At 44.7% G+C, this 22,856-nt stretch carries 16 protein-coding genes; 1 reads left to right on the top strand and 15 read right to left on the bottom strand.

Going from position 1 to position 22,856, the window contains the following annotated elements:
* Positions 1-43: 43 nt before the first annotated feature.
* The 13 genes from M3M36_RS06185 to M3M36_RS06125 form a co-directional block, all read right to left on the bottom strand.
* On the bottom strand, positions 44-1,486 hold the full coding sequence (locus tag M3M36_RS06185) for a flippase (RefSeq protein ID WP_252773708.1): 1,443 nt from the start codon (positions 1,484-1,486) through the stop codon (positions 44-46).
* A 139-nt stretch (positions 1,487-1,625) separates the two neighbouring features.
* The gene (locus M3M36_RS06180) at positions 1,626-4,952 is read right to left on the bottom strand and encodes a GH25 family lysozyme (protein ID WP_252773707.1); all 3,327 of its coding nucleotides are present in this window, start codon (positions 4,950-4,952) and stop codon (positions 1,626-1,628) included.
* A 15-nt stretch (positions 4,953-4,967) separates the two neighbouring features.
* Positions 4,968-5,399 (bottom strand): hypothetical protein, encoded by a 432-nt coding sequence (locus M3M36_RS06175; protein WP_252773706.1) that lies wholly within the window; start codon positions 5,397-5,399, stop codon positions 4,968-4,970.
* A 194-nt stretch (positions 5,400-5,593) separates the two neighbouring features.
* Complete coding sequence (mgtE, locus tag M3M36_RS06170; RefSeq protein WP_252773705.1) at positions 5,594-6,961, bottom strand: magnesium transporter; 1,368 nt, start codon at positions 6,959-6,961, stop codon at positions 5,594-5,596.
* Positions 6,962-7,043: 82 nt separating this feature from the next.
* Positions 7,044-7,949, bottom strand: coding sequence for an RluA family pseudouridine synthase (locus M3M36_RS06165; protein ID WP_252773704.1), 906 nt, complete (start codon positions 7,947-7,949; stop codon positions 7,044-7,046).
* 90 nt (positions 7,950-8,039) lie between these two features.
* Positions 8,040-8,849, bottom strand: a complete 810-nt coding sequence (locus M3M36_RS06160; RefSeq protein WP_252773703.1) for an NAD kinase — start codon at positions 8,847-8,849, stop codon at positions 8,040-8,042.
* A 63-nt stretch (positions 8,850-8,912) separates the two neighbouring features.
* Entirely contained in the window at positions 8,913-9,488 is a 576-nt protein-coding gene (locus tag M3M36_RS06155; protein WP_252773702.1) for a GTP pyrophosphokinase, read from the bottom strand.
* A 140-nt stretch (positions 9,489-9,628) separates the two neighbouring features.
* Positions 9,629-10,609: an ROK family glucokinase gene (locus tag M3M36_RS06150; protein ID WP_252773701.1), complete on the bottom strand. Its 981-nt coding sequence runs from the start codon at positions 10,607-10,609 to the stop codon at positions 9,629-9,631.
* A gap of 190 nt (positions 10,610-10,799) precedes the next feature.
* Entirely contained in the window at positions 10,800-11,045 is a 246-nt protein-coding gene (locus M3M36_RS06145; protein WP_252773700.1) for a YqgQ family protein, read from the bottom strand.
* A gap of 103 nt (positions 11,046-11,148) precedes the next feature.
* Positions 11,149-15,273: a helicase-exonuclease AddAB subunit AddA gene (gene addA, locus M3M36_RS06140; RefSeq protein ID WP_252773699.1), complete on the bottom strand. Its 4,125-nt coding sequence runs from the start codon at positions 15,271-15,273 to the stop codon at positions 11,149-11,151.
* Positions 15,266-18,871 (bottom strand): PD-(D/E)XK nuclease family protein, encoded by a 3,606-nt coding sequence (locus tag M3M36_RS06135; RefSeq protein WP_252773698.1) that lies wholly within the window; start codon positions 18,869-18,871, stop codon positions 15,266-15,268. Before M3M36_RS06135 ends, addA begins: the two co-directional genes overlap by 8 nt.
* A gap of 73 nt (positions 18,872-18,944) precedes the next feature.
* Positions 18,945-19,514, bottom strand: coding sequence for a nucleoside tri-diphosphate phosphatase (gene ntdP, locus M3M36_RS06130; protein ID WP_047975116.1), 570 nt, complete (start codon positions 19,512-19,514; stop codon positions 18,945-18,947).
* A gap of 107 nt (positions 19,515-19,621) precedes the next feature.
* Entirely contained in the window at positions 19,622-20,422 is an 801-nt protein-coding gene (locus M3M36_RS06125; RefSeq protein WP_252773697.1) for a RecX family transcriptional regulator, read from the bottom strand.
* A 214-nt stretch (positions 20,423-20,636) separates the two neighbouring features.
* Here M3M36_RS06125 and M3M36_RS06120 point away from each other — a divergent pair, with 214 nt between their 5' ends.
* The gene (locus M3M36_RS06120) at positions 20,637-21,596 is read left to right on the top strand and encodes a Dyp-type peroxidase (protein ID WP_252773696.1); all 960 of its coding nucleotides are present in this window, start codon (positions 20,637-20,639) and stop codon (positions 21,594-21,596) included.
* A gap of 252 nt (positions 21,597-21,848) precedes the next feature.
* Here the strand turns inward: M3M36_RS06120 and M3M36_RS06115 are convergent, their stop codons facing one another.
* The gene (locus tag M3M36_RS06115; protein WP_256470323.1) at positions 21,849-22,328 is read right to left on the bottom strand and encodes a mucin-binding protein; all 480 of its coding nucleotides are present in this window, start codon (positions 22,326-22,328) and stop codon (positions 21,849-21,851) included.
* Between the two features lie 161 nt (positions 22,329-22,489).
* On the bottom strand, positions 22,490-22,846 hold the full coding sequence (locus tag M3M36_RS06110; RefSeq protein ID WP_338029141.1) for a BspA family leucine-rich repeat surface protein: 357 nt from the start codon (positions 22,844-22,846) through the stop codon (positions 22,490-22,492).
* Positions 22,847-22,856 lie beyond the last annotated feature (10 nt).

Raw genomic sequence — 22,856 nt, 5'->3', positions numbered from 1 at the left:
AAATTTAGTGCACAACAATTCTTATTATACCAGAATCACCCTATTAGCGGAAGGAACGCCAATTCAATAACCGTTTTAAAATAGGTGCACGAAGAATAACGAGTACAAGCAAGTAAACAAAACCACCTATGACCGTTTCAATCAATGTGCTCTTGATACCGATACCATGGTTAGCAACAAAGTATAGCACCGCAAAATACATTGCCAGCCCAGCCAACAAATAGCGCCATAGTCCAACGAAATGGGCTCGCACTTTCATATCGTTTCTTGTCACAAATAGTTGATAAGCAATAACAGCAAATTCTGAAATAGCTGTTGCCAATGCCGCCCCCTTAACGCCCCAAATAAAAATTAAAAAGAAATTCAGGAACACGTTTAGAACGGCACCAAAGGTTACTGACCAAGTATACTCACTTAGGCGTTTCGTAGGAATTAAGAACTGGTTACCAATAACATTCGACCAGCCGATGAAAACAATGATTGGTGTCAATAGAACAAGGGCCGAACCAACGTCCCCCCATGATTTTCCTAAAAACCAAAGCATTGCCGTTGGTCCAACTGCAGCAATTCCAAAGGCAAGTGGCACGGCAATTGCTGACACAAAATCCATTGATGAATGAATTGCCTTCTTCATTTGATCGTGTTCACCAGCAGCATAGTGGGCTGACATCCGTGGTAACATAACCATTCCCACTGATGTAACCAAAGCCAGGCAAACCTTAATAATTTTATCCGCATTATCGTAAATACCAGATGACGCAGTTGCCCCAGTAATAAATGGCAGCATTGTCTTATTTAGCTGCAAATAAATTTGCGTCGCAATCGTTGGTAAAAACATCATGAAAACAGGATGCCAGTGCGACTTTAAATTAAGTTCTTTCAACCTTGGCCAACGGAACTTGCCCATCAAATAGAACCACATCGAAAGATTACCAAAAACCTGTGACAAGGCTAGTAGCAAAATATAGGCACCAATATCAGTTGGCTTTTTTACCAAAACAAAAATCAAAACAGTCATCGCTAACTTAATCATCATGTTGCGTAAAACAGTTTTTTTAAAGTCTTCTAAACCGATAAAGTACCAGGAAATATCAACAATACCTGAAAAAATCACCCAAATTTGATACCAGAGAAATAATTCATTTTGGTGAATACGCTGATTAAACGCACCACCGGCATAAATGAATAGCACATACAAAATCAAGGCTACAAAACCTGCAATAAAGTGAATCGTCTGAATTTCCCAAAACTTTTTTTGCCGTAACGCTTCGTTCTTATGAACATAAGCGATTTCTCGAGAACCATAAGTAACAATCCCCAAACTTGCGATTAAGAGAAAATAGGTAACTAGTGAGTTCGTCCAAGAAGCCACTCCAACACCATTTTTTCCCAAAACACGTGCCAAATAAGGCAGCGTAATAATGGGCGCAATAATATTCAGTAATTGATATGCTGCATTATAAAGATAATTTTTAGCAACTTGCATTTGACATGTCCTTAAAAATTTAAATATATTGTTATAGTTTACTATACTTCGGCTCTTTAAACCAAAAATTCAATAAAAAGAAGGAAAACTAAAATGTTTAGTCTTCCTTCTCACTTAAAATCATTGAGTTTTGTATTTTTCAAACGGCCTTTGCTTTTCCTTGATCATCAAGGTAGTACTGCTGACGATTGACCGTCACATACTGGTTCTTTTGCAAGGTAAAGTCACTTCCAAAGTAATATTGGGCATTACCAATTGTTTGCAGTCCCTGGTAACTGCGACCATCTGACCCAGTATAATACGTTCCGGTCGCATCACTCTGCCATGAATTATCGATTCGTTCGCCATTTTGATCAAACCAATAATACGTGCCGGCATACCAGCGCTTTCCACTACCAATTTGACCGTTATCAAACCAGCGATAACCATCATGGCCGCTAGCTCCTGTATAAATATAACCCGTATCTGCAGGCCTTGCGTTTCCTTGCGCGTTCACATAGTACTGTCGACCATTGACCGTCACGTACTGGTTCTTTTGCAAGGTAAAGTCACTTCCAAAGTAATATTGGGCATTACCAATTGTTTGCAGTCCCTGGTAACTGCGACCATCTGCTCCAGTATAATACGTTCCAGTCGCATCACTCTGCCATGAATTATCGATTCGTTCGCCATTTTGATCAAACCAATAATACGTGCCGGCATACCAGCGCTTTCCACTACCAATTTGACCGTTATCAAACCAGCGATAACCATCATGGCCGCTAGCTCCTGTATAAATATAACCCGTATCTGCAGGCCTTGCGTTTCCTTGCGCGTTCACATAGTACTGTCGACCATTGACCGTCACGTACTGGTTCTTTTGCAAGGTAAAGTCACTTCCAAAGTAATATTGGGCATTACCAATTGTTTGCAGTCCCTGGTAACTGCGACCATCTGCTCCAGTATAATACGTTCCAGTCGCATCACTCTGCCATGAATTATCGATTCGTTCGCCATTTTGATCAAACCAATAATACGTGCCGGCATACCAGCGCTTTCCACTACCAATTTGACCGTTATCAAACCAGCGATAACCATCATGGCCGCTAGCTCCTGTATAAATATAACCCGTATCTGCAGGCCTTGCGTTTCCTTGCGCGTTCACATAGTACTGTCGACCATTGACCGTCACATACTGGTTCTTTTGCAAGGTAAAGTCACTTCCAAAGTAATATTGGGCATTACCAATTGTTTGCAGTCCCTGGTAACTGCGACCATCTGACCCAGTATAATACGTTCCGGTCGCATCACTCTGCCATGAATTATCGATTCGTTCGCCATTTTGATCAAACCAATAATACGTGCCGGCATACCAGCGCTTTCCACTACCAATTTGACCGTTATCAAACCAGCGATAACCATCATGGCCGCTAGCTCCTGTATAAATATAACCCGTATCTGCAGGCCTTGCGTTTCCTTGCGCGTTCACATAGTACTGTCGACCATTGACCGTCACGTACTGGTTCTTTTGCAAGGTAAAGTCACTTCCAAAGTAATATTGGGCATTACCAATTGTTTGCAGTCCCTGGTAACTGCGACCATCTGCTCCAGTATAATACGTTCCAGTCGCATCACTCTGCCATGAATTATCGATTCGTTCGCCATTTTGATCAAACCAATAATACGTGCCGGCATACCAGCGCTTTCCACTACCAATTTGACCGTTATCAAACCAGCGATAACCATCATGGCCGCTAGCTCCTGTATAAATATAACCCGTATCTGCAGGCCTTGCGTTTCCTTGCGCGTTCACATAGTACTGTCGACCATTGACCGTCACATACTGGTTCTTTTGCAAGGTAAAGTCACTTCCAAAGTAATATTGGGCATTACCAATTGTTTGCAGTCCCTGGTAACTGCGACCATCTGACCCAGTATAATACGTTCCGGTCGCATCACTCTGCCATGAATTATCGATTCGTTCGCCATTTTGATCAAACCAATAATACGTGCCGGCATACCAGCGCTTTCCACTACCAATTTGACCGTTATCAAACCAGCGATAACCATCATGGCCGCTAGCTCCTGTATAAATATAACCCGTATCTGCAGGCCTTGCGTTTCCTTGCGCGTTCACATAGTACTGTCGACCATTGACCGTCACATACTGGTTCTTTTGCAAGGTAAAGTCACTTCCAAAGTAATATTGGGCATTACCAATTGTTTGCAGTCCCTGGTAACTGCGACCATCTGACCCAGTATAATACGTTCCGGTCGCATCACTCTGCCATGAATTATCGATTCGTTCGCCATTTTGATCAAACCAATAATACGTGCCGGCATACCAGCGCTTTCCACTACCAATTTGACCGTTATCAAACCAGCGATAACCATCATGGCCGCTAGCTCCTGTATAAATGTAACCAGTACCAAGAGGCCTTACAATTCCTTGATTATCCACATAAGCCGCCCCACCATCAAACGTCACATACTGGTTCTTTTGCAAGGTAAAGTCACTTCCAAAGTAATATTGGGCATTACCAATTGTTTGCAGCCCCTGGTAACTGCGACCATCTGACCCAGTATAATACGTTCCGGTCGCATCACTCTGCCATGAATTATCGATTCGTTCGCCATTACTAAACCAATAATATGTACCGGCGTACCAGCGTTTCCCGTTGCCTAATTGACCATTATCATACCAGCGGTAACCATCATGGCCTTGGGAACCATCATACACATAACCATTTAATAGCTGGCTAGCAATCCCACTATAATCGATGGAAACATCAAAAGTACCACTTATACCGCCAAAGCCAGCGTTAGACGACCACTGCCACATACCATATTGACTATTCCATAAACTATTGATTGACGGATAATATGGATAAGCGGCCATCCAGATATGGTCGTTTGCCAGAAACCAAGTATTTAAACCATTATTATTTTTATAAGACGTATACGTATAGAGTGCTCCGTTTGTAAAACCACGATTTTTAAGTTGGTCATTAAAAGCCCAACTATTTCCAGAGACATCTCCGCCCGTCGTCGAACTATCTTCCAAGTCATTAACCATTAAATCGCTGCTGTTAAAACCGAGTTGGTTGGCATAATCGGCAAAGAAATTTGCTTCTGATCGGGCACTATTTTGATTATTAAAAGTAGAGTAGTGATATGCTGAAACCTTCAAACCAACAGCACGCGCATTATTAACCTGACTCGAGGCATACGGATTTCGATAGTATGTCCCTTCTGTCAGCTTAACAATAATACCTCTAACACCATTATTTTTCATGATTTGAAAGTCGTTTGTTGAAAGGTAACCATTGTTTGAAGAAACATCCACAACATCCATACGGGGTAAGCCAGCTTGGCCACCCGTGACTCTCGGCACACCATCAGCGTGCACTCTTATTTGATTTTGGTCAACCACTAATCCAAAGGTTGAGATAGCGGCTAATGTCAGTAACCCATTTTTTATATTCATGTTTATTTCAATTCCTTATTGGTGGTAGTTTTGCTTAGCATAATCAACGGGTGACATTCCCTGTTGTGATGCTTGCGTAATAATTTGCTTAATATCACTTGGTGCCCACTGATCAGCTGGCAAACCAGCCGCCTTCAGCTGAGCCGTTACCTGTTGAATCGTTGATGAATCAACTGTTTGACCGTTCAATGTTTTATTTGGATCGTAGCTAGCTGATGTTTCTGGATTAGCACCCTTTTGATTAGTTGCAGATGACGTTGCAGAAGATGATGCTGAACTACTTGAACTAGTGCTTTTAGTTACAGGTGACACTGCTGAAGAGGTTGAAGCCGAATTCGATGAAGTTGCTGACTCTTTTGAACTGTGATTAGTCCCTAACGCATAGCCACCCATAGCAACGGCAACTACGACTAAAATAAAACCAATAATTGTCCCAATTTTTTTCATAAAAAATTCTCCTTGATTAATCGTTCTTTCAAAGGTGACCTAGCCTAAGAAACTCAGCCAAGCCTATCACTGAACATTCTACACTATCGAACTCTTTTTTTGCAGGTTTCAAGCTATTCTTAATTTTCATTTAATAAAATAAAAGTAGTCCTAACTAAAAAGCGCTGCCATGCGTTCATGACAGCGCTGCAACACTATTTTCCAATAAATTCATTCAACATACTAGTGGCAATCCCAAAGTAAACCAGGATAGCCGCCCAATCAACCACGGTCTGCACCAACGGTCCATTCACCAATGCTGGATCCAAATTCACTTTACGCAGTGCTGCCGGTACCAAATAAGCCAACAGGGCTGAAAGCAGAATCGCAACGGTTGCAGACAAGGCAACGGCTAGGGCCAAACCTTCATTATCTTGCCAAAGGAAAACAAAACCGAAAAGGACTACACCTGCTAAGATGGCTAACACAAAGGAAGACAGCAACTCAGAAATCAGATTCTTCCAAAACGACTTATCCGTGCTTGAACCAAAGTGGCGGACAGCCAGAGCCAAGGACTGCGTCCCTGCGTTACCAGCAATCCCAGCAATAACCATGATAAATGCTGCCAAAATTGGTGCCTGACGGATCGTGTGCTCAAAGCTAGCGACGAGGGCGACGGAAATCAGGCCCAAAACCAACAGTGCCAAGAACCACGGCATCCGCTTTAAAGCAGAATGCCAGGGACTATCATCGGTATCAGAAACATCGACGGCAGCTAAACCTGAGTACTCCTCAACTGCTTCTTCGTCAATCACATCAACAATATCATCAACTGTAATGATTCCTAACAAATGCTGATCGTCATCGGTCACTGGAATGGCAAAGAAGTTATAATCGGCCACGACTTGGGCAACTTCTTTTTGATCATCACCCGCCTTGACCGAAATAACCCGGGTATTAGTAATTGACTCAATCGTCATCTCATCCGGATGTGTGAGTAAGTCCCGCAAGGAAACAATTCCAACCAGGCGATGTTTTTCATCAACCACATAAACATAAATGATTGACTCAGCCTCTTCTGCCTGCTTTTTTACTTGGGCTAGAACGTCTTTGACTACTGAGCCAGCAGCTACTGCCAAGTATTCAGTCGCCATTAGGGCCCCGGCCGTCTGGTCCTCATACTTAATCAAATTTCTGATTTCCTGAGCTTCTCGATCAGGCATCAGTGCCAAATACGTTGAAGCTAACCGGGCCGGCATGGCTTGGAACAAATCAGCTTCATTATCGGCAAACATTTCAACGAGGATGTTGGCGCCCTTTTGTGGTGGCACCTCCTGCAAAAGATCAACGACTTCTTCAGCATCGCCTTCCAAGTTATCAAAAACAGTCGCAAGCGTTTCGTCATCCATGACCCGCCAAGCAACCTCCCGAATATTCTTCGAAAAGCTAGCGTAAACCTGCCCCTTTTCAAAGTCGTGCAGGGTCATAAATTCGGTCATAAAATCATCGTCTTGTCCGTTTTCGAGCAAATCCGTTAAGGCATGGACAGCTTGTTGGACTTGCTGCTCATTGTCTAATTCCATGAAAGGATTCCTTTCCACTTCGTTTATCTTCCTTGAAAATACTACAAAATCAGCTTAGCTTCAACCTCATTCGTATACGTTTTTACCCTTGAATGTCCTTTAATGCCTGTAAATCGGCCGGTAAATCCGTTTGCAGATGACGGTTTTCTTCAATAAAAGGATCATAGAAGGTCATTTGGTAGGCGTGCAAGGCCTGACGCTTCAACCCATACCACAAAGGTCCGCCATACAGGTCATCTCCCACCAACGGAAAGCCGATGTGAGCAAAATGAACACGAATTTGATGAGTCCGTCCGGTATGCAACTGAACCCTAACCCGGGTCATCGGCTGATTTTCATTATTAGTGTACCGGTGTTCTACCCAATATTCCGTCTTTGATAATTTACCGTCGGGTGTAACCGTGCGCTTGATAAAGTCACCCGGCAAACGGCCAATCGGTTCCTCGATCAGACCATGATCGTCTGGCAAGTGGCCAGAAACATAGGCTGTGTAGAACTTTTCCACCGAATGATCTTGCAATTGTTGGTCCAAAACAGCGTGAGCAAAACGGTGCTTGGCTAACAGTACAATCCCGGAAGTGTCGCGGTCAAGACGGGTTACGACGTGGGGGACCAAATCTTCGGCGCCCTCATCAAGCAAGTGCCCCTTCACCTGGTTGACCAACGTATGTAGTCGATCGGCATGTCCTGGGACAGTGGTAACACCGTATGGCTTATCAACAGCCAAAAAATGTTCATCTTCATAGATCACAGCCAATGGCATGAAATCGGGAACGACCAAGTCATTTCCCGTTTCAACCGGCATCACAATCGTGACTAGGTCGCCATCCTGAATATAATCGGAGGTATAAACCTGTTGGTCATTCACTAAAATGGCACCGCCATTATGCTTCATTTGTGAAAACATCCGGTGTGAAACACCGTGACTTTGTAAGAAAGAGCGGACCTTCCGTTCTTCTTTTCCCTGATATGTCCAAGAAAATTTCATACTAATTTATCTGTGCCGGTCTGTCAACCAGCTCCTTTCAATTCCATGCAAAAACAGTATCTTTGTTCAACCAGACACCACCCCTGCCACTTATTCAACGTCTTCATCACTGCTGTCAGCGATAAAGGCCTGTTTCACCCGACTCCAAAAGTCTAAATGACGGAAGGAAGCAAAATGAACTTCTTTTTCGGCCACCTCAAATTCAACGGCCTCAATGCCCTCGGCCAAAATTTCTAACTGATCACAGGTCAACAAAAAAGCTTTGGTTTTGGGTCGAATGGTAATCTTCTGTCCCGCCGGGACCACTAATGGTGATCCCAACGTTCGAAAGACCCGATTATTAATCGACGCAATTTCAGACATTTGGATTGCCTTTAATGATGGGTGTAAGACTGCCCCACCATTGGCCTTATTGTAAGCAGTCGATCCAGTTGGCGTTGCAATGGCGACACCGTCCCCCCGAAAGCCCTCAAAGAGCCGGCCACTTAAACAAATATCGGCGACCATTGTGCCAACTGGCTGTTTAATCGTCCCCTCATTCAAGGCCAAATATTCCTGCCTGGCACCATCGGCCATCACAGTTGTCATCTTCAACAACGGGTAAGAAACACGCTGGCCTTCATCTTGGACTAAGCTTTTCACCAGTTCCTTGACCTCACTGCCCAGCCAATCAGTATAAAATCCAAGATGACCGGTATGTAAACCAACGAAACGTAGGTCGTCATTGCCATCGATATATTCTTGAAAGGCTCCAAGTAAGGTGCCATCCCCACCAACAGAAACCACTAAATCGGGGTTTTCCCGGTCCAAAGCAATTCCCTGGGCTTTCAATTCTTTTTTCAGGTCGGCCACAATGGCAAGCGACTGGGCCTGATCATTATTGTATAAGGCGACTTTCATGCCTGCTCCTCTAAGATCTTTTTTCTGCTTGCTAATCAAAAGGCCGGCCTAAGCCGGCTCTTCTTAATCTTTGGCCTTTATTTCTGAAAATTCTTGTTCCAGTGAAAAGGTCTGATTGGAAATTTCCGTTAATTCTTCGGCCATCTCCGGTGAAATCTCACCATGCTTATAGCGCAAATCATGTTCGATTGTTGCCCAGAAGTTCATTGCCAAGGTTCTGATTTGAATTTCTGCTAAAACCTTGTGCTCCCCATCTAATAAGGAAACAGGGTACTCAATCACCATATGGTATGACCGATAGCCTGAAGGCTTAGCGTTCATCACGTAATCACGTTCTTCCAAAATGGTAAAATCAGTCCGCTTGCGTAAGATTTCCACAACCGCATAAATATCTTCAATATACTTGGTCATAATCCGCAAACCAGCAATATCTTGCAAATCGAGGGCCAGACGGTCTTCATGCAAGTGCCGACGCACAATTTTTTCTTCAATTGACGCCTGGGACTTCACCCGACCCGTAACATACTCAACCGGCGTTGGCTGCCCGTCCTTTTGGTACTGTGCGCTGAGATAATTCAACTTCACTTTTAGCTCTGCGACGGCCTGGGTGTATGGTTCAAAAAAACTTTCCCACTCCACTACTCGGTCCTCCTTGAAACGTTGGCAATTTGCTTGCCAAGATCACTTCCTATTTTACCATAAGTTTGCTGGCCCCTTGAGATAATAAAAAACAAACAACCGGTCAGTTGTTTGTTTTCTGTTGATTATTTAAACGTTAATTAGAGCAAAATTTCTTTTTTGTTCTTGTTAGCCAATGAAGCAGCGCCAATAACACCAGCATCATTTCCCAATTCAGCCAACTTAACAACAGTTGAAGTCCGAACAGTTGGGAAGGCAAACTTTGTCCAGTTCTTTTCAACACGTTCGCGCAAGAATTCACCTGCAGCAGCAACACCACCACCGATCACGATGGCTGATGGGTTCAAGATGTTTGAAATGGAGGCAGCTGCATAACCCAAGTAGTAAGCCAACTTATCAACCGTTTCGTTAGCCAAATAGTCACCTTCTTTGGCCAAATCAAAGATAATCTTTGAAGTTACTTCTTCACCATTATCAATCATCCGGTTTAACTTTGATTCACCAGCATACTGTTCAGCAAAGTCCTGTGCCAAGTGAACAACACCGGTTGCAGAAGCGTATTGCTCCAAGCAGCCATAGTTACCGCAAGTACACAAGTAACCATTTGGCTCAACGATGATGTGGCCAACTTCACCACCAGCACCAGCAACCCCATGAATCAATTCATGGTTGGCAACCAAGCCACCACCAACACCAGTTCCCAAAGTAATGAAGGAAACATCGGCATCGTTGTTACCAGCACCCTTCCAGGCTTCACCTAAGGCAGCAACGTTGGCATCGTTATCGATGGTTAAGTCAAAACCAGTTCCAGCTTGGATTGGCTCCTTAACTGCTTGTTCTTGTGCCCAGTTCAAGTTGTAGGCACCCTGAACAGTTCCCTCTTCACGGTTAACTGTTCCAGGAGTTCCCATACCAATGCCAATCACGCGGCTCTTGTCCAATTGGTACAAGTCCAAATGATGATTAATTGATTCAATAATGTCAGGGACGATATGCTTACCGTCTTCCAAAATGTTGGTTTGAATTGACCACTTTTGTTGGACTTCACCCTCGTCAGTCAAAATCGCAAACTTAATGGTAGTTCCCCCGAGGTCAACCCCGATTAATTTATCTTTTGCCATAATTTACTGTAGCTCTGCCGCAGTGGCCTGACAGAACATTCCTCCTGTATCTTAGATTACTCAGTTATTTTAACAAAGGTTGTCCACCTTATGCAAGCGTTTACAAAAAACAACATAAGTTATTTTCCAAACAATATTATTCTGATTGTCCAATCAATCCAACTAAAGAAAAATCAGCCGACCATAGAATTTATTGTACACTACTTGCGGCTAAAAATTCCGGACCAGAATAATCCCCAGTCAGCTTTGCCTCCTGGTCATGCTCCTTGGCCAAGATAACTTTCATTTTTTGATAATCTTCTTTTGAAAGCACATCGGCTTTGTAAAGGTTATCAACTTCCAAAGCGGCCATTTCAATATCCCAGAGACGCTTGCCTAAGTGAATAAAAACGTCATAAGTTTTTAAGTACTGTAAAATATCGTAAAAATTTTTCATCAAAATTCCCCGTTTCATGCAGACCTAATTTTTGGCCTTAACAAACAGTCGGCGAAACCCACCTGACTTGCACTTGCCTGCCATTATACGCTGACAAAGCCGATTACGAAAGCCCCACCGGCCGCCTAGCAGAAATTTCAAGCGTTTTATGACCAGCCAAAAGAATTAAAAGTCCATTTTGGACCTGGTAGCCAGGATATTCCTGCTGCAAAGCCGACTGATAGAGACGAATTTGGCCAGTATATTGGTGGCGAATCTTGGTCAAGCCCTCGTTTTGCTTTGGCCCTGGCGTTTTCGCCACATAGTCTGTCTTGTAATCAAAGAGCGTAATCGTTTTTTGCTGGTCATCAATAAAGTAACCATCAATGATTCCATGAATTAAAATTGGTTCCGTTTCAGTTAAATCAGGATAGACCTGGTTAGCAGGCACCAACATTGAAAATGGATTTTCCCGGTGCAGTGTCTTTGAATGACGAGCAATTGTTTGTGCCATGTCTGTCTGTAAGAAGTCCAGAATCTGGTCCAAATCAACCAGAGTAGCCACCTGGTCCAAAACCTTGCCAGCCGTCACCAAACTAGCCAACAGTTCTTCAAGGTCGGCCAACGTGTAGGGTTGGTTAAAGTCAATCAACTGTAAAATCAGATGGGTCGCCGTCCCCACCGCAGTTGGCGCTGGCTTAACTTGACCGTCCTCTTCAAAGGCTGGTACCGGTAAGGTATCGGTCGTGAGTACATGAGCCGTCGGATCCAAGACACGCTGGTCAGGACGGTGGCTGGCACTTTCTTCGCTTGCCGACTGAGCAAACAAGTTGGGCTCGTTTTGCCTACTATTATCCTTGACAGCATTGCCTCGGGATGGTTGCTGCTTGTTCGTGGTCCTTTCTTCAAATCGCTGCCACTTTTCCGCCACCGGCTGCTGAGACGCTGCGCTATTTTCAGTCTCAGCAGAATGAGACGGCCATAGCATTTGGTGACCGGCCTGATCCAAGGTTAACTTTGCCAATTGACTTTGGTCCGGATCCTCAAAGAGACTCTTAATTTCAGAGACTGATTGATAGGCGGCTGTTTGGGTCGCTGGCCAGTTAGGATATTGGTAATTCAAACGGTCACGCAGAAGGTCGCTGTCAATTGGCTGCTTCGATGTGCCAGCATTTGCTGGTCCAGCAGCCGGTGATATGGCTGACGAGCCAGCTGATTCCACCTTCAAGGGGCCAACTTCTTCTTCTGGAATAATGGCGACTTGAATTATGCCAGTTTGTGGCGTTTGAGTTGATGGCAACCGTGGCGTTTGGACCTCGCCCAGCCACTCAGTCAGCGCTGGCACCTGCAACCGAGCCAAAGTGATCAACGTCCAATCCAAGTAAGACTTGGACCGAAGACGTAAGTCGCGACCTAAGAACTGCCCAGTTGTTGACCGCGCCTCAAGATAAAGCGCCCGTGGCCGGGCACTTTCATCTTCTTGCTTAGCAACAGTACCAACCAGATAGAGCTGCTGTTTGGCCCGAGTTAAGGCCACGTAATAAAGGCGCATCTCCTCTGACCAAGCCTGTCGTTGCAAAGCTTCCTTGACGGCATACTTTGCCATTGTCGCTACCTTAACCTTGGCATTTGGTTCCAAGTAATCAATACCAACACCGGCATCTTTTTGCACTAAGAAGTCCCCTTGCATATCGCGGGCATTCAACTCCTTTTCAAGCTCTGGCAAAATTACGATTGGAAATTCCAGCCCCTTAGAAGCATGGATGGTCATCAAGGCCACACTTTCCTCGGCTGCTTCCTGGGCGACTTCGCCCACTTCCTGGCCGTTCTTTTGAATTTCTTCAATGTATTGGATAAAGGCGTACAGCCCTGATTGACCGTTCTCTTGAAAGGCACCGGCCTTTTCATACAGGGCGTGCAAATTAGCTTGCCGCTGGTTCCCGCCGGGCAGGCCACCAACATAATCCAGCCAACCGGTATCCTGGTATATCGCCAAAACCAAGCCAACCAAATCATTTTGCCGAGCCAAAGATTGCCAGGAACCAAGCATTGTCAAGAAAGTTTGGCTGCGGTCATGATTCTGGGCATCCGCTACCACGGCGGTATAGAAATCGTGCTGGCGATCAGCCAAGCGAACTTCCGCCAAATCATTTTCATCAAAGGCAAAAATTGGTGATCGCAAAACGGCCGCAAGGGCGATATCCTGATGAGGATTATCAACAATTCGCAAGAGATCAAGGACTAAGTATACCTCCATGACCTGGTAGTAGTTTCCAACCCCATCCGACTGAACTGGGATACCAGCCTGATTTAACGTGCGCAATAATTCAACATAACCAGTCTTTGACCGCGTTAAGATCGCGATGTCGGAAAACTTGACTGGACGCATCAAACCGGCCGTTTGATCATAGACTTCCCCGGTTTGAATCAATCCCTGGATCTTTTGTGCTAAGTAGCGGTACTGACTGGCCCTTTTTTCGCTATTATCGGCTGCTACCCCCGTCTGATTTTCACCACGATCATCAGTCGCAAAGGCATTTCCCTCCAGCTTTGCCTGTTCGATGATATCCAACTGAAAGATCGCTGGCACCATTTCCGGATAGGAGGCTGCGGCAATCAATTTAGCAGAATCCTGGTATGGAATATCACCCAGCTCTTCATCCATCAATTGGGTGAAAATCTGGTTAATCACCGTCGTCACGTTATTTTCTGATCGAAAGTTTTCAGCCAATTCAATTCGTTCATCTGGGCTGTCCTTCCTGGCAAAGTCAAAGTATTTACCGGTAAAGAGCGACGGATCTGCCTGACGGAAACCGTAAATGCTCTGCTTGACATCCCCGACCATGTACATATTTTCACCGTTTGACAAGCTTTTCAAGAAGCTTTCCTGGAGTCGGTTAATATCCTGGTATTCATCAACCAGGATTTCTTGAAATTGGCTTTGCACCAAGTTCAACACATCTTCTTGCTGTAAAATCAGCAAGGACAACTGTTCGGCATCTGAAAAGTCCAGCAAGTTTTCCTCCCGCTTCTTAGCAGCAAAAGCAGTCAAAAACGTCTGCGTCACCGTCACCAGCGTTCTCACTAACCGGTCACCGGCCACATTGACCTGTTGCCACTGATTTTCTGTCAAAGCAAAAATAGTTTGGTTCAGGTTAATAACTGCGCCAACACGACCAGATTTAGCAAAAAAGGTGCTAAAGCCAGCTCTAGCTTCATCCAACAGTGCTGCTAAGTCAGGATCCTCCTTAAAGACCTTGGCCGTCTTCGCTTGTGGAATTTTGCCCCATTCGGCTGCAATCAACCCCCGTAGAGTATCAAAGGATTGGTGTTCGGTTAACGCCTGTTGAATTTGATGGACCCTATCCAAGGTATTCTGGACAAAATTGGCTGTCTTGTCTAACTCGCTAATACCCTCGATGTCTTGCAAGATTCCAGTAAAAACCTGGTCCGCCTGGTTAAAAGTTGCCAAAATTTTTGGTGCTAACAACTTTTGAAAGTTGTTCTGGTCAACTAGCGCTGGCCTTGAAGCAGCCACTGATTCTGAATCTGTCTCAGTCTCCAAGGCTAACTTCGTCTGTAAACTACCGCTGTTAGTGGCTTTCATCGAGGCCGGCTGACTCTGCAACTCACCGTTGTCAGGGTCACCCGCCAAAGAGGCCAGCCACTTTGAACCGTCCGGCCGGGCTAAGGCAAAATCAGCCAGTTTTAAGACTTTTTCTTTGAGGTTCTGATCCTGATTTGGATTAGCAAAATTATTGACTAAGGCCAAAAAAGCTTCATGGTCAGGATGGCCTTGGTCATAAAAATCAGCAAAGACCGTCCCAATCACCCGGTCCTTTAGCAGGTTCAGCTCCGCCTGATCGGCTAAGAGCCGGTAACTAGGATCGAGACCAATTTTATAGTAGTACGTATCGATGAGTTTCAGCGCAAAGGAGTCGATAGTCGAGACATTCGCAACGGGTAAAAGTGCCAACTGATCCAGCAAAAAACGTTTTTGCTGGTCATCTGTCACCTGGCCAATTTGTTGCGTAAGCGCTACTTCTAACCGTTCCTTCATTTCCGCAGCAGCCGCGTTGGTAAAGGTCACGATTAAAAATTCATCAACACTGGCACCGGCTAAAATTTTTTGAACTAAGCGTTCAATCAGGACCGTTGTCTTACCAGAACCAGCCGAGGCCGCCACTAGGATATTGTGGCCGCTATGGCTAATTGCCTTGGCCTGATTTTCGGTGTATCGTCTAGCCATTTTCACCATCCTCTTCTGTTTGTAACTGTTTGATAACTGCTTGCTTCCGACCGGTATACTTTGGCACCTGGTAATGGTCCCCCAAGACCTTATCAAAGCGCATGATGTCCTGATAGGCGGAATATTGTAGGGCGCTTTCAACCGGTCGAATTGGAAATTGCCCGGCCTGAATCTTTGCGGCCGCTTCTTGCAAAAGTTCTCGGTTTTTCTTAGCTAATAGGGCGAAATCAGCAGCGGCAATCGTTTCCGATGTGGCCGTTGGCTGGCCATCCTTTGACATCGTTAACTGATAGTAGCGCGCCTTTTCCTTTGGCGCCAGTCGTTCCAATTCGTCTAGGTAATCAGGATTATCCAAGGCCAAGCCCCGGTACTGAAAGCTTTGACTAGTGGCTTTACCAGCCAACAATTCATCCACATCACCGCGGAATTTAGCCAGTGGAATCACCTCTTGCTGGATTGGGGCAAAGAAAGCCCCGCCAACGTTTTGAATGCCCAACTGCTTGGCGTTTTCCTGAACAGCCTGCCAGTAAGTCAGCAATTGTAGCTGCAGGCCATTGGCTGCGTCACGATAACTAAAAGTTTTTTTGGATGTCTTGTAATCAACCAAAGTGGCAAAGTTCCCATCTGGATCTTGTCGGTCTAATCGATCAATCTTACCACGGACGATGACCTCCCGGTCCCCCTCACCTAAACTCAAGGCCATCAAATCACCCTGAGGAAAGCCGAAGAGCGTTTCAACCCTGTCTGGGACAGACTGGTTGGTTTGAGCTGCCTGCGTTAACTGCTTGAGCAATTCCTGGGCAACCTGGTCCAAATACTTGGCCACTGTCTTACCTTGCCCATCCTCATTTAACTCAGCAAATGGCGGTTCCTGGACTAGCCGCTCTAATTCACCTTGAACAACTGCCTTAATATCTGCTGGTGTCAGGTCGCGGAGACTTTCCTTCTTTTCAATCAGGTTGAAAATTGCCTTTTCAAAGAGGTCATGATAAATAATCCCCGTCGAAGCAGCATCTAGCTCGGCACTTGGCCGTTCCTGCAAGTGCAACCCATATTTCAAAAAGTATTCATAGGGATTTTGATAAAAGGCTTCAATTTGTGAAATTGAAACCCGCAGCGGCCGCTGAAATAACTCCTTGGCCAAAGCAGGGGTCAAAATCCGGGCCTGATTTTGGTAGTGGCGACTCGACAAAACCTTGTCAACCTGGCCGCCTAAGCCAGCATCTGCCAAAGTATCTCGGACAATTTGAAAATCAGTTTCCTGGCCGACAATATCAGTCATCTTAGCCAATTGCGAAAGCGTCGCTGCTGGTGTACCCAAGTAATGCGCCGTTAAATCAGCCAAATTCTTGGCCTGCCCTGCTACAGGCTGCACTGGTACCAAAAAGAAATTTAGCAGGCGACTATAGTAAGGCGACATCTCATTTTTCTGACCTTCCTGATTTAACAGTGGGTAGGACAAAACGACCTTTGACGAAGCGGTCTGCAGCGCTCCATAGAAAACCAAGTTTTCTTCGGCCATCTGGGCTGCAGCGGTTTGTCGCAAATAACGTGGTGTTTCTTGTTCGGCCAATGCCGGCTGGACGAGCAGACGGTCTTGATCCGTCAAAACGGTCTTATTCTTAACCTGTGCCGGCAAAGCCGACCGGGTCCCTCCAATAAAGTACAAAATTCGGTACTTTTGACTCTGCACGATTCCAGCCTCTGAAATGGTTAACTGGTCTAACTGGTTAGGAATCCCGGTAAACTTCCCTCCGGAAAATCCTGATTGTAGTGATGCCAAAAAGACCTGGCGGTCAAAGACTTGCTCACCGGAGACCTGGAGCACTTGGTCCAAAATATTGATAAAGAGCTGCCAAACTTCCATGACCTGTTGTGCCTTAACCAAGTCACCAGCTGCCACCAAAGCATCCCGATGGTTAATAATCGCCTTTTTAACCTGAAATTGATCAAGGTAAGTCATCAAAAAACGGGCCCCAGCGCTTAACGTTTTCGCTCGCTTTAATCCTTGGTGCATGGCATCGAGAGCTTCCACCACGAAACCCTTCAACAAGTTCAGGCGGTGGTTAACCCGTTGATCTTGGTCAAAGCCAGGGCGATCGGGCTCACCGTTATCCTCAAATAAAATAAACTGTGCCTGTCGGTCATGCCATTTTCGTGCAGAGGGACGATGGCCAGCCAAATAATTATCAAGGTAGGCCACGGTTTCAAAATAAATGTCATCACTAATCAACTGGCCGTCTTGACTGGGACGCAAGAAACCAGTTTTCAAAATTGTGAGAATATTTTCCGGATAAAAGGCCTGATTGGCAGGACCAAGCAACTTCGTCACCAATTCAACCAAGGGATGGTTTCCCATCTTAATGTCATTATCTAAGAAATACGCCAGGTCAAATTGGTTCATCACTGCCGGTAAATGCTTGCTATAAGGGCCCAAGTCGCGGGCTAAAACCAAAATATCCCGTAAACGAAGGTCGGGCTGTTCCTGTAAATCTTGACGAATCCGCCGAGCCACCTCTTCTAATTCCGTCACAGTATTATCCGCCACAAAGGCTTGTAAATCAGGTTCAACCTGTTTTTCTTCAGGCTCTTGATAGGAGCCTAACTTAGCCCAAACCGGTAATAGGATTTCCTTCGTAGTTTTTCTTGTTTTGTTTTCTGATACCGACTGAGTTGCAGCCTGCTTTTCAGCAGGCTCGACAGGGTGATCGGCCACCAAGTCAAAAGACTGCCTTTGCCGGCCATCCAAAACCGTGATATCAATTTCCTTGTGCTTGGCGCGTTTAATAATGGTCAAAGCTGTTGTCAGTGGTTTGGCATAAACATCCCCAGACTCAAACGTGGTCAACTGGTCTTTGTCACCCAAGATAGCCAAGGTCAAATCAGTTTTTTCAATCAAAAAATGAATCACGGACCATTCACCAGCCGTAAAACCGGTAAACCCTTCAAGATAGATGACAGTATTACTTAAGTCCAAGTTCTCGCTTTGCTCAACAAAATAAGGTAGGGCTTCTTGGGCCAACAAATAGCGCTCCGCCAAGGCCTCGTTGAAGGCATCTGCTACAATTGCCAAATCGCGGAGCTTCTGGTTCAAGTTTTTTGTCTGCAAGGGATTCGTTTGCCCACTTTTCTGGACCTGGTCCAAGATAGCCAGCAAATCCTGAGGACTGATTTCTGCGCCACGTAATTCAGCTAACTGACTAACCAAATTTTGCACAAAACCTTTCTTGGCTTGCATTCGGGCAAAGGTTGGCAAGAGGCTGGCATTCTCTTTTAAAATTTGAGAAACCAGCACAAAAAGACCCGCCTCTCCCAGTACTGGTGGCTGGACCTTCCCTTCAGCCTGTAAAAAACGCCAAGCTAACCGGGTTAACGAGTAAACCTGAACCTGAGATTGTGCAAAAACTTGGTCTGCCGAATAGCCCTGAGCCCGAGCCAACCGTTTTAAGACGTCAACTTCCGCATCAAACTTCACATGATTAGGCACCACGTAATAAATATCACGCCGGTCCTGGTGGACCAGCTGGTTGTGAATTTGTTCAACCAGTTGTTGCCGGCTGTCTACCTCACCCGGTGTCAATAGAATCGTAACCGCCATGTTATCCCCTAATCTATTTTAGTTATGTTTATTATACAAAAAAAGAACACGCTTCCGTGTTCTTCTAACTTAGTCAACGACGATCTTTTAACCGCTGTTGCATCAAATATTGGTAACGAGAATACCAAACATCGACGTACCCTTGCGAAAATGGTCCTTTTTCGTTATTAATCCAGTCAACCAAAATTTTAACGTGTGCCTTTAAAATTTGATCAACCTCTTTAGGGTAATGCCATTGTTTACTATGGGCCGCATACTCATCCGCATCTAAGAGATGTTTTTCCCCATCTGGGAAAACCTTAACGTCCAAATCATAATCAATATACTTGAGCGCTTCTTTATCCAAAGTGTATGGTGAGGCTAAGTTACAGTAGTAAGATATCCCGTTATCGCGAATCATCGCGACGATGTTAAACCAGTACTTCTTATGGAAGTACAAGATAGCCGGTTCGCGAGTTACCCAGCGCCGACCATTATCTTCTGTCACCAAAGTATGGTCATTTAGACCAATAATGGCATTCTCACTGGTTTTCAACACCATCGTGTCACGCCAGGTTCGATGCAGCGAGCCGTCATGCTTATAGCTTTTGATCGTGATGACATCCCCTTCGCGCGGTCCGCGACTTGGCTTATCAACAATCATGCTCGTCCCACTTTTCTGACAAAAATTCCTTTTCAATTATACCATAATTTTAAAATTAGTTGGCTAATATGGTCAATTTTTTCTAAGAAAAGGATGCACGTACCTTGTTATTCCTCTTCAAAATCAATTGTTTCCAGAGCCTGCTCAATTACCTCACCGCGATAACCCTTGGCATACAGACCCTGCTTCACCTTATAAAATCGCTCTCGAGCAGCAAGGCGCTGATGATGGCGAGCCAGCTTTTCTGCCTGCTTGTTGGCATTTTCTTGCTCATCGTCTGCATCATTTGCAATATCTAAATCATTGATCACCTGATTAGCCAAATCATAGGCAAAACCTTTTTGCACCAAAGCTTGCGCAACTTTTTGTTGACGAACTACTGTCGAATCCCGTCGATGGGTACGCGCTAATTTTTCTGCCATCTTTGTTGCAACTAAAACTTGGTCTTCTTCTGCAAAGTCTAAGATAGCGTTTTCGATAATGTCTTCTTGGACACCGGCCTGCTTCAAATCCTGCGCAATCCCCCTTGGTCCCTTAGGATTGAAGACTTGTTTCGTGGCGACATAATGCTTAGCATAAACCGTATCGTCTAATAGTCCCTGCTGGCCCAAGTGGCTGATGACTTGGTCGATGACACCAGCTTCGACCTTCTTTTGCCTCAGCCGATCTTTAACCTGGCGAGCAGTCCGCAAGGCAGGACTTAAATAGTTCAACGCAATTTTGAGACCCTGGTCAACCTTTTCCGCTTTCTTTAGTTCGTCAATCATAGCATCATTAAGTTGACGGCCCTTCAAAAGACCAAACTTTGCCAAAACATTTTCGGACAGACCAAAGGCAAACTGCCCATCTAATTCGATATTATAGCGGCCATTTCGCTTTTGTGTAGCAATTTTCGTGATTGTTTTCATAGGTCTATTTTACGAAGCTTTGCCTAAAAATACTAGTCATGCAAGACCAGCAGCGACAAGCAATCGCTGTTCAAATTAGACTCACAGCAACGCTTTTCAACTGATTTTCATTAGAAAATATTTAAATTAATTAGAATCAATCTTATTTATAGCATTTCAAGCAAAAGAGAGGTACAATGAAAAAAGTAAAATTAGGAAATGAGGAATTGCTACAATGCCAATTAATCCGAAAGTCGCCCAAGATGTCTGGAAAGACATCGGGCAAAGCGTCCAGTTTACCGTATTGAAATTTAAAGATTTGCCACAAAGCGACCTGCATGATGCCATCGTCGATTTTGCGGACCGCTCACAAGCCATCATCCGCTCCTTACGAATTCGCGATGGCCAAAACGACGGTTCCCCTTCAACGTTGAAGGTTGCCATCGGCTTCTCCAGTCACGCTTGGGAACTACTTTTCCCAAAGTCTGCCAAGCCAAAGGAACTTGAAACCTTTACCGGTATGAAGGGACCAAAATATAGCATGCCTGCCACCGAAGGTGACCTTTTCTTCCATATTCGTGCCAATAACCAAGCCATTGTCGTCGAAGCTCAAACCCAATTTATGAAGTTCTTGAAAGACTTTACTGAGGTTGTTGATTCGACCCAGGGTTTCCGCTATTTCGAAGGTCGTGCTATTATTGGTTTCATTGATGGAACCGAAGCACCGGCACCGGAAGATTCTGCCGACTATGCCCTGATTGGTGATGAAGACGCTGCTTTTGAAAATGGCTCATACGCCTTTGCGCAAAAATGGCGTCACAACATGGACTTCTGGAATAAAATGAAGACCGAGCACCAGGAAAAGGCTGTTGGGCGCGAAAAGTTTTCTGATTTGGAATTGGAAGACGACCAGAAGTACGAAAATGCCCATAACGTCACTTCTAAGTACGAACCAAATGGCGTAGAACAGAAAATCATTCGCATGAACGTCCCTTATTCTGACCCTGCTACCGGCAATACCGGCACCTATTTCATGGGCTACGCCCGTCATTGGGAAGTAACGAAGGGCATGTTGAAAAACATGGTTGATAAGTCCGACTTCCTATTGACCTTCTCAGAACTTTTGTCAGGTCAACTGTTTTTCATCCCATCCCGCGATACATTATCACAAATTGCTGACGATGATTTTGACTAAAAAATTAAAATAAACTGTTCAACCCAGTTTGGCAAGCAAAAAGCCACAAAAGATAATTCTTTTGTGGCTTTTTTGATTTTACGTCAGCAGCCATTTTAATACCAACAAAAAAGCAACTAAGGACCAACCTTTTATCGGAACTTAATTGCTAAAAGCCACTTAGCTGGCAATTTTAATTTGTGGAGTTTTAAATTCGACGAATTTTCTTGCAGCAGTTATTATCAATCACTCAACAAGCAGTGCAACACTTCCTTAATTCTTTTCTTTCTTGTTTACCAAGAAAGAAACTACTGTTGCTAGACCGGAAACTATCATCAAGAAAATCCCCCCGAAGGATTGAGTCTGCTTTCCAGTTAATGGTAATATTGGCAACTGGTCAGCATCATCAGCTGTCGTATTCGAACTGGAGTGATTAGTTACTGTTTTCTTTGCAGTTTGATGATTCTCTGGCAAGACCTCCGTGTTCGAATTGTTGGCAGTTGAACCGTTGATGTTTGAACCAGAATGACTCGAATTTGGTGCGTCCTTGGTATAGGTCACCGTGTAAGCTAAGTTTTGCGCTGTCGCTGTTACTGTTCGACTAGCAATTTCACTCTGATCTGTGCTGTACCCCTGAATCATTGGACTCGATACTGCGGCAAAACTTTGGTTGGGTAACCATGTGCCATAGTTCTTCAAACCAGTTACTATATCAGTGGTAAATGGCCGCTTAAAGGTGACCGTTTGGGTCACTGATTTTGCAGCTTAACTGCGGTCTGAATACTGATAGTGAATTGTTTCTTGAACATCCCAATTATCAGTCGAGTCTTGCAATTCATCCTGAGTATTACCAAAGATATAAATATCAGCAGCGGCCGTACCCGAGTTAAAACGTTTCTAGTACTGGCTAGTTGTCAACTATTGCCCTTTAGACTGTGCAGCCATTCCACCATCCCAAGCTGAAACGGCAATAATAAATTGAAAACCACTACCAATCTCAGCATTCGTATCAAAATGCTGTTGGGGTAAAACAACGGCACTCGATCAAAGTCATTTCCCATTGAAGTAAACATATTTACTATACTAGTAACATCATCTGTATCAAAGTTAGCAATGTTTAAATCCGTTAACCCAGTTGTTTTTCCAAACATGCTTTCCATGTTCGTCACATTTTTAGTAATAAAGTTTGATAAGTCGAGGGATTTCAATGTCACATCATTATAGAACATCCTCTCCATTGTCGTTACATTTTCTGTGTTAAAGCTACTGATATTCAGTGAC

The organism is Fructobacillus americanaquae, from assembly GCF_024029775.1.
Lineage (GTDB): Bacteria > Bacillota > Bacilli > Lactobacillales > Lactobacillaceae > Fructobacillus > Fructobacillus americanaquae.
The sequence above is the reverse complement of the archived record's forward strand: the minus strand, read 5'-3'. Positions and strand labels throughout refer to the sequence as shown.